At 42.2% G+C, this 15,721-nt stretch carries 15 protein-coding genes; 7 read left to right on the forward strand and 8 right to left on the reverse strand.

The features are described from left to right. Positions 1-9: 9 nt before the first annotated feature. The 3 genes from efp to AC3WVG_RS02910 form a co-directional block, all read right to left on the reverse strand. Positions 10-570, reverse strand: coding sequence for an elongation factor P (efp, locus tag AC3WVG_RS02900; protein WP_488796678.1), 561 nt, complete (start codon positions 568-570; stop codon positions 10-12). 134 nt (positions 571-704) lie between these two features. Beyond that, positions 705-1,160 carry a type II 3-dehydroquinate dehydratase gene (locus tag AC3WVG_RS02905; RefSeq protein WP_488796679.1) on the reverse strand — a complete coding sequence of 152 codons (456 nt, stop codon included), beginning with the start codon at positions 1,158-1,160 and terminating at the stop codon, positions 705-707. 29 nt (positions 1,161-1,189) lie between these two features. Continuing rightward, positions 1,190-2,008 (reverse strand): hypothetical protein, encoded by an 819-nt coding sequence (locus AC3WVG_RS02910; protein ID WP_488796680.1) that lies wholly within the window; start codon positions 2,006-2,008, stop codon positions 1,190-1,192. Positions 2,009-2,219: 211 nt separating this feature from the next. Between AC3WVG_RS02910 and yihA the strand changes: the two genes are divergently transcribed. Further along, positions 2,220-2,807: a ribosome biogenesis GTP-binding protein YihA/YsxC gene (yihA, locus tag AC3WVG_RS02915; RefSeq protein WP_488796681.1), complete on the forward strand. Its 588-nt coding sequence runs from the start codon at positions 2,220-2,222 to the stop codon at positions 2,805-2,807. Positions 2,808-2,877: 70 nt separating this feature from the next. Here yihA and AC3WVG_RS02920 read toward each other — a convergent pair whose 3' ends face one another. From AC3WVG_RS02920 to AC3WVG_RS02930, 3 genes are all read right to left on the reverse strand, one after another. Then, positions 2,878-3,945, reverse strand: a complete 1,068-nt coding sequence (locus AC3WVG_RS02920) for an LptF/LptG family permease (protein WP_488796682.1) — start codon at positions 3,943-3,945, stop codon at positions 2,878-2,880. A gap of 233 nt (positions 3,946-4,178) precedes the next feature. Next, positions 4,179-5,324 carry an LPS export ABC transporter permease LptF gene (lptF, locus tag AC3WVG_RS02925; RefSeq protein ID WP_488796683.1) on the reverse strand — a complete coding sequence of 382 codons (1,146 nt, stop codon included), beginning with the start codon at positions 5,322-5,324 and terminating at the stop codon, positions 4,179-4,181. A 5-nt stretch (positions 5,325-5,329) separates the two neighbouring features. Beyond that, positions 5,330-5,512 (reverse strand): hypothetical protein, encoded by a 183-nt coding sequence (locus AC3WVG_RS02930; protein WP_252379511.1) that lies wholly within the window; start codon positions 5,510-5,512, stop codon positions 5,330-5,332. Between the two features lie 181 nt (positions 5,513-5,693). Between AC3WVG_RS02930 and AC3WVG_RS02935 the strand changes: the two genes are divergently transcribed. Genes AC3WVG_RS02935 through AC3WVG_RS02950 form a run of 4 tightly spaced genes read left to right on the forward strand, consistent with a single transcriptional unit; the run spans position 5,694 to position 9,119 of the window. Continuing rightward, positions 5,694-6,491, forward strand: coding sequence for an amino acid ABC transporter substrate-binding protein (locus tag AC3WVG_RS02935; protein WP_488796684.1), 798 nt, complete (start codon positions 5,694-5,696; stop codon positions 6,489-6,491). Then, entirely contained in the window at positions 6,491-7,537 is a 1,047-nt protein-coding gene (locus tag AC3WVG_RS02940; protein ID WP_488796685.1) for an ABC transporter permease subunit, read from the forward strand. Before AC3WVG_RS02935 ends, AC3WVG_RS02940 begins: the two co-directional genes overlap by 1 nt. A gap of 2 nt (positions 7,538-7,539) precedes the next feature. Beyond that, positions 7,540-8,307, forward strand: a complete 768-nt coding sequence (locus tag AC3WVG_RS02945; RefSeq protein WP_488796686.1) for an amino acid ABC transporter ATP-binding protein — start codon at positions 7,540-7,542, stop codon at positions 8,305-8,307. Positions 8,308-8,321: 14 nt separating this feature from the next. Then, positions 8,322-9,119, forward strand: a complete 798-nt coding sequence (locus tag AC3WVG_RS02950) for an undecaprenyl-diphosphate phosphatase (RefSeq protein WP_488796687.1) — start codon at positions 8,322-8,324, stop codon at positions 9,117-9,119. A gap of 151 nt (positions 9,120-9,270) precedes the next feature. Here the strand turns inward: AC3WVG_RS02950 and AC3WVG_RS02955 are convergent, their stop codons facing one another. Further along, the gene (locus AC3WVG_RS02955; RefSeq protein WP_488796688.1) at positions 9,271-11,739 is read right to left on the reverse strand and encodes a heavy metal translocating P-type ATPase; all 2,469 of its coding nucleotides are present in this window, start codon (positions 11,737-11,739) and stop codon (positions 9,271-9,273) included. 393 nt (positions 11,740-12,132) lie between these two features. Between AC3WVG_RS02955 and AC3WVG_RS02960 the strand changes: the two genes are divergently transcribed. After that, positions 12,133-12,582, forward strand: coding sequence for a CBS domain-containing protein (locus AC3WVG_RS02960; protein ID WP_488796689.1), 450 nt, complete (start codon positions 12,133-12,135; stop codon positions 12,580-12,582). Between the two features lie 34 nt (positions 12,583-12,616). Beyond that, the gene (gene rtcA, locus AC3WVG_RS02965) at positions 12,617-13,678 is read left to right on the forward strand and encodes an RNA 3'-terminal phosphate cyclase (RefSeq protein ID WP_488796690.1); all 1,062 of its coding nucleotides are present in this window, start codon (positions 12,617-12,619) and stop codon (positions 13,676-13,678) included. 49 nt (positions 13,679-13,727) lie between these two features. On the opposite strand, the gene AC3WVG_RS02970 is transcribed toward rtcA, so the two are convergent. Next, positions 13,728-15,680, reverse strand: a complete 1,953-nt coding sequence (locus tag AC3WVG_RS02970) for a site-specific DNA-methyltransferase (RefSeq protein WP_488796691.1) — start codon at positions 15,678-15,680, stop codon at positions 13,728-13,730. Positions 15,681-15,721 lie beyond the last annotated feature (41 nt).

Below are 15,721 nucleotides of genomic sequence, written 5' to 3' on the forward strand. Positions count from 1 at the left end.
TCTTTCAACCTAGCTCTCTCTTCCAAGATATTCTTTAGTTCGTGTGTCTACCTTTATTTTATCACCAGTATTTATAAAAAGTGGCACATTGACCACAAGACCTGTTTCAAGGGTAGCCGGCTTAGTCGCTCCTGACACTGTATCGCCTTTTAATCCTGGTTCGGTCTCTGTTACCTCCAAAATAACCGCTGCCGGCAAATCCATATCAATGGGTTGACCATTATAAACCAGGACTCTTACTTCTTGACCATCCTTTAAAAATCCACCTTTCTCCTTTAAGGTTTCATCAGGAACATTTATTTGCTCATAGGTAGTAAGATCCATAAACACATAACCAGAACCATCATGATAAAGATACTGCATTTCTCTGGTTTCCAAATCTGGCTTGCTTACTTTTTCTCCGGAGCGAAATGTCTGGTCAACTACTCCCCCGGTAAGCAAATTTCTAAGCTTGGTACGAACAAATGCACCACCTTTACCGGGTTTGACGTGGAGAAAATCAACAATTTCATAAGGGGTACCATCAATTTCAATTTTTAATCCTCGACGAAAATCTGTTGTGGAAAGCATCTAACCTCCCTTATAGCCTTGGAATCACGCTCGGGCGAGATTACAAGACGTTTTCAGTTTTAAATCTTATTTCAACAAATTGGACCAAATACCTCATCGAGAAAATTGCAAATTCTGTTTTTTTACACAACCATCTATTTTTTTTGTAAATGTTCCAACAAAGCCTCAATGGCAAGAACATAGCTCATAAGTCCAAAACCAGCAATAACCCCAAGACTGTTCTGGGCGAGTAAACTCTGATGTCTAAAACTCTCGCGAGCCAGAATATTACTTAAATGCACTTCCACGTAAGGAATTTTAATCCAGGCCAGACAATCAGCAATGGCCAGGCTGGTATGTGTATATGCCCCGGCATTGACCACCAACCCGTCCACCTTATCTTTCCATGCCTGTTCCAGGCGGTCAATAATCTGTCCTTCGCCATTAGCCTGAAATATGCTTAACTCAACCAACTGTTTAAAGTCCGGGTGTTTTTTCTCAAGCATCGCTTCCAATGAAGACATGCCTTGAGACCCATAGATCTCAGGTTGTCTTTGCCCCAGGTAACCAAGATTTGGGCCGTTGACGATCAAAAATTTAAATTCGGGCATAACCTCTCCTTATAGTATACGATTTCAAGCTACTTACTCTCCAGAGGCAGAGGTTCCTCTTCAATGAACTTAGGCTCAACCACAACCTCATTAGTATCATTTGTTATCTGTTTTTTTGTCTGAGGTTCAGGTTTAGCCCAAGCCTTGACCGTAACTAAAAATATCAAATCCCCCGGTAAAACTTCTTGAGTTGTCTCCAAGATTTTCCCCTGGGCCAAAGTTCCACTATGTTTATCATCTATTTTGGCTCTGGCCACAGATCCCAAGGCCTGAATCAGTTTGCCCGTCCCAATAATGCTGACCAAATGGTTATTCTCTTCTTCAACCCTCTTACCAATTAAAAAATAGGCCGGGGTTTTTAAAGGATAATAGTCAAACAAAACCACCAAAACTCTGTCCGAATTTCCGGCAATATATCTATCTTCTTCTATTTTCTTGATCTGACCGCCCAATTTCCAGTCAGGAATAAATGAAAGTTCAAAGCTAAAGTTTTGGATTAAATCGTTTGTTACAGGCAGCTTGGAAGGAGAAACCTGTCCTATTTTCTGAAAAAAATGAATATCCTCCGGAGGGGGCACCTGTCCGATTGACCCTTTGACCAGGATATGTTTTTGTATAAGCTTACGCATAAGCAATTCGATGCCTTTGTGAGTGGCTTTATCCCAAAAAGCAGTTTTCACATCCTCGTAACTGGCAATTTCCTGCTCTGTAAGAGTGACTTCGAAATTAACCTTCTCAATTATAGGATTAGACCCAAGGTTTGGATCAAAAAAATTACCAACAGGCTTGACCTGAATACAGGAAATAAGAAAAAAAAGACATGTTGATACACATAAATACCTAAACATGGCCCTCTCCGTTTAAAAATTAAAGGTTTAAATTATAGCGCAAAGTATCGCTGCAAACCAAAAAACAGTAAGTACATTTTTCTGGGCGGATCCGCTCGCTTACACTTTACACTTTGTATTTACACATATAAACTCAAAGCTCAATCATCTCAAGAAAGCAAGAGACAATTTTTTTTTTCACAACAACTTACAACACTTAAAACTCAAAACAATGCACACTCAACTTAGTCTCATAAAAACCATTTATACTCTTGATCAGCTTGAAGTCATGCCTAAGCCCCAAATTGCCCTGGCTGGAAGGTCTAACGTGGGCAAATCATCCTTGATCAATTGCCTCGCTGGCAGAAAAGGACTGGCCAAAACCAGCTCCACCCCAGGGAAAACGCGCAGTTTAAATTTTTATCTGGTCCAACCCGAAGAGTTCTATCTAGTAGATTTACCTGGATATGGTTATGCTCGCTGCTCAAAAAAGGAGCGAGAAAAATGGGCCAGATTAATTGAGCAATACTTCAAAAATAATGAATGGCTTAAAGCTGTTGTAATTATTATTGATGCCAGGCTTAGTCCACAAGCCATGGACATGGAACTTGCCTCTTATGTTCAAAATATAGGTTTTAAACTTATCCCTGTTTTAACCAAGGCTGATAAGTGCAAACAAAAACAAAAAAACAGCATCCAGAAAACCTGGCAGGAATTACTTGGTCTGGCAGATCCACCTTTACTTTTTTCCAGTAAAACCGGGCAAGGCAAAAAGCAATTGTGGCAAACCTTAAAATCTACTGCTCTGCAACGCTTATAGGATTCTCTGAATCCAAAACAAGTTCTGCTAAACAGATATAGCTCACTCCGCTCAATCCTAAGCTTAGGCCTCACTTTCGCCAAACAATCTTTAAAGACCCAAGGAGAATAAACAGGATATTACCCAACCAAGCACCTGCGAATGGGGGTAATATCCCCTTTTGAGCAAGGCTTATTCCCAGAACAAATAGCGCATAGTAAAAAAAAGTTATGACGAGTCCTGAAAGTATTAACAAATAAATATTTTTGATAAATGTGGACAGGGCCAAAGCTAAAATGGTCATGACCAAAATAGAAAAGGCATATGACCATTTACTGTAGAGTGTTGTCTGCAAAACTTCAACATTAGAACCACTTTGTTTAAGCTTGTTTATCAAGGCCTTCAATTCCCACAAGGATAGGGATTCGGGTGGCAGACCGGTACTTGTAGCCAAAAAGGCTTTCATGTCCGCTTTAATGGCAAGTTGTAATCGCTCTTTTTTTGCTCTGGTAAATGTTTCTGGGTTTATTAACTCTACACCCTCCAGTATCCATTGTCCGTTCTGAACAGTGAAGGTCTTGGCCTTGATTATTGATTTTATTTTATTCGCCTCAAGATCCACTTCATATATTTTAACGTGCTCACCTCTTCCTTGAGCTGGCCAGGATTTGCCCGCATGAATAAAATAGGCTCCATCTTTAAACCATAAATTATTTAGACTCCTTTTGGCTATCTGTTTTTTACGTACCTGTTCTTTCCATATTAGACTTGTAGATCTAAGACCTTTGACCCCCACTCCTTCTGCAAAAAAAAGTTGAAAAAAGCACACGACCAAGGCGTAGGCGAGAAAAAAAACTAATAGTTCTTTCAAAGAAATAGAACATGCTTCCAGGGCCAGGATCTCTCTGTTTCGATGCATAAGAGCCAGTTGTAGGAGCAAGGCCAACAAAAACACAGCTGGCAGAATCTGAGAAATAATCAGTGGAAGTTTTAAAATATAGTATTTTAAAACAACACCGAATCCTACCTTGGCATCAATAAAATCATCAATCCTATCCAGAACATCAATTAAAAGATAAATAGAAATACCGGAAAATAAAATAACAAAGTTATAATAAATATTTTGGCGAAAAAGATATTTATGTAAAGTCTTGATCATCGAAATGCCTATGTAAAAAGTCCGGTTTACTTTTTGGAACCTAAATTGAGCGATCTTTTTGCAGCTCAAACTTTGAGATTGCTTCGCTCCACTTTGTTCCTCTCGCAATGACAGAGGCGAGATTGTCATTGCGAGGGCAGCGAAGCTGCCCGTGGCAATGTCACCCTTTGGGTGAAAACCGCTGGTTCAAAATCTAATCGTCCACTCTTTTAACCTCACTGCAAGACAATACTCTATACTTTAAATTTTATACAAAAACGAAATTTTTGCAAAAGAGCCATCTCCCGCCCCTTGCTACAAATGTAATATCCAAGGATAGCAAAAAAGGTAAAAATAAAATTGGGAATCCAGAGACAGATCTGGGCAGGAAGTTTTCCTGTCTCCCCTAAACTAAAAGCAATGGAAAACATAGCATAATAAACCAGAAAAAAAAACAAAGCCAGTACAACCCCATATTGACGTCCAACTCCTTCCAGAGACATACCAAGTGGCAGGGCAAACAGACCTAAAACAAGGCAGGCTAATGGTAAGACAAATCTCTTATGCATTTCCATTATAATTCTTCGATAATCCTTTTTCTTATGGGCAAATTTTTTCCGGGCCTGTTTTAGTTCTTGCCAAGACATCTCCCCTGGTCTTTTATCATCAAGTTCAAAACTCCCCAAAATCTTAGACAGATTAAGACGGAGATTATATTTGGAAAAACTAATTACTGAAAAATCCTCCTTGGTTTGCTGGTAGATTCGTCCGTTGTATAGAGTAAAATACATTTCTCCTTTTTGGGAGTCAGTAACCAAGCTTCCTTCTGGGGCCAAGATATTGACAATAGCCTCTTTTTTAGTGGCATCTTCTACAAAAACATTTGTTAGTTTTCCCTGCCTAGGATCAACCTTTTGGGCAAAAAGAGTGAGCCCGGGGAAATCCCTGTTAAAAACCCCGGGCTTTAGAACAAGCTGAGTTTTGGTTCTAATAATCTCCATGGTTACCTGGCGGAACTTCTCCATGCCAGTTGGCAGGGCATAAAACGAGACAAAGGCCGTTAAACCGGCACAAAAAACAGAAAAGCATAACGGAGACAATATAAAATCTTTTATTGAAAGCCCTGCACTCTGGAGGGCTATAAGTTCTCTGTCTGTGGCCATGCGTAAATAACAGAGAAAAATGCTCAACATGCAGGAAATAGGAATAAGTAAAATCAAAAAAGCCGGGCTCAAGAAAATAAATATTTTTAGCAAATCAAAGATCGTTACGCTCTGACCAATAAAAAGATCTTTGAGCTGTAAAACCCTGCCTATGAGCAGAAGAGATAAAATGGAAAAGATACAGATACAAAAGATAACAAAAATTTCTTTTGTATTTTCTCTTATCAGGATTTTCATAAAATTTATCTACTTTTATTCTCTTTTTTATAAAAATCATACAGAAATTGCTCGTCTTTTGGACCCAAGTTAAAATGCATACCCACTTCTCTTAACAACTGTTCTATGTCTTTACCTTCTTTTAGCCCACTGTCTATCCATTTAATGGCTCGTTCCACCTTCTTTTTATCCGGAATAATTGTAGTCATATCTCCCTCTTTAGATTAAAGTGTAAGTTTAAATATAGTCAATGTTCCTTTTACTCCTCCCCGCTCCCCTTCAAAAAAAATGTTACACCATCCATTTCGCACTTGCAACTTAAGCTGGCTTGGACTAAAAATCTTTTTTTGTTTAGTTTTCTAACATTAAAGCATGTAACTTTAGGAGGTTATGTTCGTGAGAAGTCTCTTTAAATTCTTGGCCACGGTCTTGATTTTAGGCATGGCTTGTTCAGCTTTTGCTGAAGACAATTCATGGCAACGAGTCAAAACCAAAGGAAAGTTGGTAATCGGTTTAGATGATGCGTTTCCCCCTATGGGATTTCGCAAAGATGATGGCACGCTGACTGGTTTCGACATTGAAGCGGCAGAGGAACTGGGGCGTAGGCTGGGCATCAAAATTGTGTGGCAGCCCACTGCCTGGGACGGGGTTATTCACTCCCTGTACGCCAAAAAGTTTGACTGCATCTGGAATGGAATGACAATCACAACCGAGCGGGCCAAAAAAGTCAACTTTACTAAACCATATATTATGGACGGTCAGGTTGTTGTAGTCCGTATCAATGAAGATAAAATCAAAACTTTTAAAGATCTAAAAGGGAAAACCATCGGGGTACAAAAAGGCTCTTCCGCCCTTGAAGCTGTTAAAAAGCTACCAGTAAAGCCAGGGTTAGTTAAAGAATATGAGAACAACCCCAAAGCCTTCTTGGATCTGGAGGCTGGGAGACTTGATGCCATGGTTGTCGATAACGTATCAGGGCGCTATTATATTTCAGTTCGGCCCGGAAAGTATAAAATCTTGCCTGGATTCATCACTAAAGAGCCATTTGGGGTAGCTTTTCGTAAAGAAGATAAAAAATTATTGGAGGTTATCCAAAAAGGTATCGACCTGATGGTTGCTGATGGAACTTTGGGTGAAATCTCTAAAAAATGGTTTGGTGAAGATATCACTGATCCAAATAAATGGTAATGGACTATAATAATTTGTTGAACAAAACAAATAATAGTTTGCAAAGCAGGGCCCTAGTCTTAGCCCTGCTTTGCTTATTTTTCCTCAAAATCAACCTTGCCTTTGCCGCGACTAACAGCCAATTATTTATTCAGGCCCAAAACGCCTTGGCCATTGGAGACTTAAAAAAGGCTGAAGAGCTTTTCCTCGCCATCCCAGAACCTGAAAATATTTCCAAAGACGACGGCATATTCGTTAAAAGCAGAATGACTTTGGCCCGCTTATATTATGGGCAAAAAAAATATGACCAGGCCCAAAAAATGTGCGAGGAGATCTTGCGCGTTTATCCACAAAACACAGAAGCGCAAAACTTTCTTGAATCCATAAAAAGGTTGCAGAAACCAGCCTACGTCCAATTTCTTACTGACAGCGTTCGTTTTTTGCCCCCCCTGCTTAAAGGATGCTTAATGACTTTGACCCTGGTCATATTTACCATGCTTGTCTCTCCCCTTGGCGGATTAATTGTCGCCCTGGGCAGGATAAGTCGGTTTTTACCCATCTCGGCCCTGTGCTGGTTTTTCATCTGGATATTTAGAGGCACGCCATTGCTATTACAACTATTTTTTATCTATTACGGGCTTCCAGCATTGGGCATCACCTTCAAACCAATCACCGCTGCCTTTTTAGGACTCGGCTTAAATTATTCTGCTTACCTTGCTGAAATTATCCGCGGAGGAATTCAAAGTATCGAGCCCGGACAAATGGAAGCCGCTAAAGCTCTGGGGATGACCTATGCTCAAGCCATGCGCAGGGTCATCATCCCTCAAACTTACAAAAGGCTTATGCCCCCCATCGGCAATGAGTTTATCGCCTTGATCAAGGATACAGCACTGGTCTCAACAATTGCCATGGTGGAACTCATGCGGGCTGCGGACCAATTATTCAATACCTATTTCAATGTGAGTGTCCTTATTCTTGCAGCGATTATTTATCTCTTCCTTACCTCTATTTTCACAATAACCTTTGAAAAAATTGAGAAAAAAGTCGGAGCATATGAGAACAGATAGCTATGCACCATCTAATTGAGTTAAAAAATATTCGTAAAACTTACGGCAAACTTGTAGCCATAAATAATGTGAGTTTAACAATCCGCAAAGGGGAAAAAGTTGCCATTATTGGTCCCTCAGGATCAGGCAAGTCAACTTTACTTAGATCCATTAATTTTTTGGAAGAGATAGACGAAGGGCAAATTTTTTTTGAAGGCAAGGAAGTTGGCTACGTATACAAAAGGGGACGACGGGTTCTAGACAAACCCAAAAATATCTGTGCCCTGCGCTCAGAAATCGGCATGGTTTTTCAACATTTCCATCTTTTCCCACATATGACAGTACTAGAAAATGTCATGGAAGGCCCATTTACCGTTCAAAAAAAGACTAAATCTGAGGCCAGGGAAATCGCCATGGACATGCTCCAGAAAGTCGGGCTTATTGATAAAAAAGATGTTTATCCGGCCCGCCTTTCCGGTGGACAAAAACAGAGGGTTGCCATTGCCAGGGCTTTGGCCATGCGCCCCAAACTCATGCTTTTTGATGAACCAACTTCGGCCTTGGATCCAGAATTGGTCGGCGAAGTCTTTGAGGCCATCCGTTCATTGGCCAAAGACGGAATGACCATGATCATTGTTACCCATCAAATGGGCTTTGCCCGAGAAATGGCCGACCGAGTTATATTTATGGAACACGGTGAATTTATTGCTCAGGGTACAGCAGACGAATTCTTCCAGGATCAACTAAATAACGAACGTATCCGTTCTTTTTTGGAAAAAATTCTTGATTGAGGTTTAACTTTGCCATGCACGAAATCATAACTGCTATTATCTTAGGTGTTGTTGAAGGCCTAACCGAATTCCTTCCAGTCTCATCTACCGGCCACTTAATTATTGCCGGCCATTTACTCTCTTTTACCGGTGAAAAGGCCGAAACGTTTGAAATTGTCATTCAACTGGGAGCAATTTTGGCTGTTGTGGTCCTTTATTGGCCAATCTTTTGGGGATTGGTTAAGCCAGACAAACAGAAAAAATTTACCGGCATTTATGGCCTGTGGCTTTTGTTTCTAACCTCTCTTCCAGCCTCAATCCTTGGGCTTTTGGTCCATAAACAAATCAAGACCTATTTGTTCAATCCCATTACTGTGGCTTGGGCGTTAGGGGTCGGGGCTGTAGCCATTATTTTAGTAGAAAGATTCAACAGGAGAAAAAAATACTTTCATCTTGATGAGTTGACTCCAATGACTGCCTTGGGCATTGGCCTGTTTCAATGTCTGGCCCTGTGGCCTGGATTTTCCAGGTCCGCCTCAACAATTATGGGAGGAATGATTTTAGGCGCAAAACGCAAGCTTGCTGCTGAATACTCATTTATTGCCGCGGTGCCCATTATGTTTGCAGCCACCGGCTTTGACCTGTTAAAAAGCTGGGACAATTTAAACAGCTCAGATATCCAGATTCTGGCAGTAGGTTTTGTAGTTTCTTTTTTGTCTGCCTGGGCAGCAGTAAAGTTTTTTATTCACCTTTTAGGTAAAGTTACTCTAAAACCTTTTGCATATTACCGCTTATGCCTGGCTCCACTGATTCTGCTTTTTTGGAGTCATTAATTTTTCCCATCTTCACAACTTCCTTAAACTTCTTTTCTTCCAACCCCTAATTTCCAGGGCGAACACAGAGGTTCGCCCCTACTAGAACCTTTATAACATCTTTCAACTCGTCTCGCCTCCTTACCATCCTCCCAACCACTTTCTCTCAATCTCAAATCCTTGGCTTGAAACGCTTAAGTCTTAAAGCATTGGAAACAACAGAAACCGAGCTCATGGCCATGGCCGCTCCGGCTATCATGGGATTTAACACCGGGCCACCAAAGAGCTTGAGTAAACCTGCTGCTATAGGAATACCCAAGACATTGTAAAAAAAGGCCCAGAACAAATTCTGTTTTATATTTTTGACCGTAGCCCTGCTCAGCTCAATAGCGGTAACCACGCCTCTCAAATGTCCATGCATGAGAACTATATCTGCTGACTCCACGGCCACATCAATACCCGTACCCATAGATATGCCAATATCCGCTTTGGCTAAAGCAGGGGCATCATTTATGCCGTCGCCAACCATGGCCACCTTAAAACCCTGTCTTTGTAATTCATCAATTTTTAAAGCTTTGTGCTCTGGCAAGACCTGAGCCATTATTTCCTCAATTCCGGCCTGTCCGGCAATAGCCTTGGCCGTGTTCCAGTTATCTCCGGTAATCATAATTATTTTTATGCCAATGGATTTAAGTTTCCTCACAACTTCAGGTGCTTCTGGCTTTAATTTGTCAGCCAACCCCATGACCAGAACTGCTTTTCCGTCTACGGCCATAAACAATAAACTTTTCCCCTGCCCACTTAACTTGTCTATTAGTAATTTTATTTGAGGCCCATCCAAGCCTGAAACCGAATTCTCCTGCATTAAGGAAAGCGAGCCCACTAAAATAATACTGGCATCTTTTTTAGCCCAAATACCCTTACCTGGTATAGATTTAAATTCATCAGGATAAGTAAACTCATCAACTTGCGTTTTTAAACCATTGACAACAGCCTTGGCCAAGGGATGCTCGGACTCGTTTTCCACTCCGCCCAAAAGGGACAGAATGTTCTCCCGGTCCATTTCCTGATCAAGAATATGCACATCTGTCAGCTCGGGTTTACCTTTTGTTAATGTCCCTGTTTTATCAAAGACAATAACCTGGACATCCTTGGCCTTTTCAAGGGTTTCACCCCCCTTAATGAGTACTCCCAACCTTGCTCCACGCCCCGTAGCGACCATTATAGCCGTGGGCGTAGCCAGACCAAGAGCACAAGGGCAGGCAATGACCATGACCGCAACAAAAATTCGCAGTGCAAAACTAAACTCCGCCCCGGCTAAATACCAGCTCAGGCCAGAGACAAGAGCAATTCCCATGACCACCGGCACAAAATAACGACTTACACTGTCGGCCAGATTAGCAATGGGGGCTTTAGATCCTTGCGCCTCTTCAATCAGGGCAATGATCCGGGCCAAAGCAGTATCCTTGCCCACGTTTTCGGCCCTAAACTGAATCGAGCCAGTTGTATTTAGAGTACCGGCAAAAACTTTATCCCCGATATTCTTGGCCCTGGGCAGACTCTCGCCAGTGAGCATTGATTCATCCACGAAAGATTCGCCTTTGATAACTATGCCATCGACCGGTATTCTTTCGCCCGGTCTAACCAGCAAAACATCCCCTTTTTGAACCATGTCCACCGGGACTTCTGTAAACTCATCTCCTTTGACCAAAGTGGTTTTGTCCGGACGAAGTTTTACTAGCTGGCGGATGGCATCTGATGTTTTGACCTTTGCCCTGGCTTCCAAAAATTTCCCTAAAGAAACCAGAGCAATTATCACTGCTGCAGACTCAAAATAAAGATCCTTGGCTTTAATATAGGGAGAATGGCCAAACATGATTTCCAATAAATTCCATGTACTATAGAGAAAAGCAGCGCCAGTGCCCACGGCAATCAACGAGTCCATATTAGGAGCCAAACGGTATAAATTGGGGAAACCATGGAGGTAAAAATTTCTTCCAGACCAGATTATAGGGAGAGTCAAAAAAAATTGGATCAGGGCAAAGTTTAGAGGATTTTGATCAGGGCTTAAAAAAGAAGGTAAGGTGAGGCCCACCATTTCGCCCATAGAAATAACAAGCAGTGGCAGGGCAAAACAAATAGCCATAATTACCTTCTTGCGCATCCGGATCAATTTGGCCTTTTCTGCATCAACATCTTGTCTTTTTTCAGGTGAATAAAGTTCTGCGGCATAACCTGCATTTTCTACGTTCTTGATTAAATCGACAACATTAACTAGCTCTGGATCATACTCAATGTACGCTAGTTCCGAAGCTAAATTTACATTCGCGACCTTGACACCCTTAACTTTTTGTAAAGCCCTTTCCACCCGGCCTACACAGGCAGCACAGGTCATCCCTTTGATTCGTAAACGAACTCTTTGTAAGCTCGCTTCCTCCAAATCAAATCCGGCTTTCCGCACGACCTCTTTAATTTTTTGCCCTGCCCCTTTATCGACAAGCTCAACATACATCTTACCAGTAGCCAGATTGACACTGACATCTTCAACCCCATCCAGTTTGCGCACAGCTCTTTCCACCCGGGCTACACATGCCGCACAGCTCATCCCTTTAACCTGAAAAACCTTTTTTACATTTGCCATGACATCATCCTAATCTATCTTTTTTGGAAAACATCCTTTAGAATTCAGAAACCTAAAAGACATTATGAAGAAATTTGAAAAAGGGGTAAAGTATTTTATTTCCAGCCCTTGAACCCTAACGAAATGATGACTATATTTAATAATCTGGGAGAATTTTATGTTGATTGGAATAAACGGGAAAACCATGAAAACTTCGTGAAAAAAACATGAGTTAAATTCCGAATTTGCCGTGGGCGCACTAAATGCTTGTCTTTCGAAAAAACCTTCCAAACTCCATGAAAACAAGGTTAGAATATTAATTTTGAGGAATGATCAACATGAAATTGGAGGAGAAGGAAAAAAACGTATTGCCGCGCATTTTCCAACAGAGAAGACAACAAACAGGAGGTTCTTATGGCAGTCAAAGAATTTTGCAACCGTGAAGTCGTGATCGCAAACAAGGAAACCAGCATTACTGGACTGGCGCAACTCATGCGGCAATACCACGTAGGTGACGTCGTGATCGTCGAATCAAAGAACGGATATTCGGAACCGATCGGTATTGTCACTGACCGCGACATCGTGATGGAGGTAATTGCCAAGGGAAAGCAGGTCGACTCCATCACAGCGGACGACATAATGTCTCGCGAACTACTGGTGGCCAAAGAGCAGGATGGCATATGGACGATGTTGCAGCGCATGCGCGCCAAAGGAGTCCGCCGGATGCCGATAGTCAATGAAGAAGGCGGCCTGGAAGGCATCATAACAGCAGATGATTTACTTGAATTGCTGTCCGAGGAACTAAGCTCGCTCTGTATGGTACACCTTCGCGGCCAAAAGCGGGAACGAGAGGCCAGAGCCTAGCCAGAAAGTAGGGTCTCTCCGGCATAAAAAAAATATGGTCAAGACTCTCCGCATAGACGGAAGCCGGGGCGAAGGAGGCGGCCAGATCCTGCGTACATCCCTGGCCCTGGCCGCCTTGCTGCGGCAACCGGTAGAAATCTATAATATACGGAGGAACCGAAGAAAACCTGGTCTACGCCCTCAACACCTAGTGGCGGTACATGCCCTAGCCGCCATCACCGGGGGCGAGCTAAGAGGTGCCCATGAAAATTCAACCCGCCTGTATTTTGCGCCACAGACCATAAAAGGCGGAAACTACCGTTTCAAGATAAGAACGGCCGGCTCCACCGGGCTAGTGCTGGCCGCTGTCTTGCCCCCCTTACTCTTTGCCTCCACGCCCTCAGAAGTGAATATTACCGGTGGCACACACGTTCCTTTCAGCCCACCGTTCCATTACCTGGAAAAGGTCTTCCTGCCTGCTCTAAAAAGGATGGAAGGCCATGTGGAACTCTCTTTGCTTCGCTGGGGCTGGTATCCGAAAGGATGCGGAGAGATCATGACCAAAATCGACCCCTGCGCCTGTTTGCACCCTATTGAGTTGCGCTGGCGGGGCCGATTACTGGGACTGCATCTGACAATGGGCTTGGCAGATCTGCCGATGCATATTGCCGAAAGAGCGGCAACGCATGTCGCTGAAAGACTGGCGGACGAGGACTGTAAGGTTGAAACCCGGATCGTGACAGCGCAATCAACCGGTCCCGGTGTAATAGTGTTCCTATACGCTATTTTTGAGCGAACTATTGCCGGTTTCAGCGCTCTGGGACGCAGGGGTAAACCGGTCGAACAGGTAGCCGATGAGGTCTGCCAAGGCTGGTTTGATTTTAAGTCAAGTCCAGCTACTGTTGATTCGCATCTTGCCGACCAGCTTATCCCCTATATGGCCTTGGCCAAGGGAAAATCATGTATTATTACTGAAAAGTTTACCAGCCACCTAGAGACCAATATCCGGGTCGTTGAGCAGTTTTTACCGGTGCAATTTCACCTTGACTCGGGCACAGGCGAAGTCAGTGTGCAGGGTATTGGCCACGGTCAGCAAATCACATTAATAGAAACATAACACTCTGGCCTGTTGAATCCCGCATTGTAGTAGCGGTTCCTAGCAGTTTTCAACAAGGTGGGCATCGGTGTTCGGACAAAAAAAACTCTGTTTCCTGAGCAAAAATATCCACCACCTTCACTCGAACATTATATGCATGGGCGTCCTTAAGTGTACACGGCTGAGTAATCAAAGGTAGCCTACGCTCATTCCGGGTCCTAAACCCCACCCAGAAGGGAGAAAATGTCTCCTGCTTATAATCCAGGCTCACTGCCCAATAATCTATATAATCAGACCATTTTTCTATTTTCGTTTTTATAGCTTCAGGAATTAATTCTGGATGCGGATAAAAGAAATTTTTTAATTCAAGTTCAATACTCATATCGCTTTTCTTAACCACCCGAACATCAACAACTGGCAACTCATAAAAATGGATATCCTTGTTTTTCAAAGCCGCATTTTCCATGATTTCCCTGGGAATGGTTCTTAAATAGAGTTCAACTTTCTTCTTCACGGCACAATCTCTGGATAAAAAAACATCGTTAGTCCACTCCCAGGCCAGAACATGCAAAACACTTTCCCCGACCCTTCTACAGATATCTATAAGTAATTTAACCTCATTAAAAGATATTACTTCATGGATCGCAGACACATATATTAAAGCTTTTCGGACTTGTTCCAAGGAGCTCTTAGAGTGTTCAAAATATTTTCCCGGGATTAACATTAAACTTCCTCTTAATGATAATGAAGAAATTACCCGGGAGATATTTTGAAATTCATCTATGCCAAGACAATCTAAAATTTGTCGTAAATCTGAAGGTATAAAATTCACTGACCTTTGACTATCGACTCTTGCCTTTCGAGCACTAACGACGTTTTTTTTCTTCCCTTCTGTTTCTGCTAACTTATTCTTTTGCCAAAAACTTCTCTCTAAGCTTCCAAAACTCAAGACCTCAAAAGGAGCACACCCCTCTATCTGAAGTAACCTTTTTTTTGTTACATGAACGGCCCATCGCCCAAGGTCACTGCCAAGCCAGCGCCGTCCTAACTTTTCCGCAACACAAAGTGTTGTCCCGGACCCACAGAAAAAATCAGCTACCAGATCCCCTGGATTAGTTGATGCCTTGATAATTCTTTCCAACAAGGCTTCTGGCTTCTGGGTAGGATAATCAACTCTTTCAGGCTGATTGCCTCTCAAGGCAGAAATATCAAATACATCTCGACAATTGACGAGGGTATATTTCCCACGCTCATCTTTAAAAACCTCTATATTTGCAAAACCATATTTGTGCATGAGATAAGACTTTTCCTTCTGCGGATTCCAAGTGGCCTTTGTCCTGTCTTTTACATAAAATAAAATATTGTCATGCTTACGGCCAAAGCCTAACTTTTCAGGCATGCCACCGGTCTTATAAAACCAGATAATCTCATTAATAAAATTCTCAGGTCCAAAGATTTCATCTAGAATAAGGCGCAAGTAAGCACTTACACGATAATCCACATGCACATAGAGACTCCCACTGTCACTTAAAAGCTTGTACATTAACCTTAAGCGTTCCTGGATCATACTCAAATAAGAAGGAAGCCCCTTGTCCCAGGAATCTCGATAGGCTGTATCGATGATTTGATAATGTTTATCCCGATAAGTCTTTTCTCCGATTGGTCTTTGAAAGGAAAAGTTAGTGCCGGTAGCAAAGGGGGGATCAATGTAAATGAGATCAATTTTTCCAGCGAATTTGTCTGCCAGGGCATGTAGGATCAGAAGATTTTCACCCCAAAAAAGTTTATTGTTCCAGGGAGAGGCAGAAGTTTCATTGGAGATAGGTTTAGGGGTTAAACTAACCCAGGAAGGAAAATTTTTGGCAGGAAAAAAACGTTCGCGCACTTGCCAGGATAAGTCAAAAGATTCATTTTGATTTTGGCTAGCTGTATGAGTTTTTTTACCTGGCCAGGTTAATTTAACTAAACTATCTTTTTTAGTTCGAAGTTCGAGGTCCGCAATTCGACATTTTTTTCTGTTCACTGTTCAACGTATCCAATCACAGGGTAGTAAGCAGGCACAAA

The organism is Desulfovulcanus sp. (genome assembly GCF_982781345.1).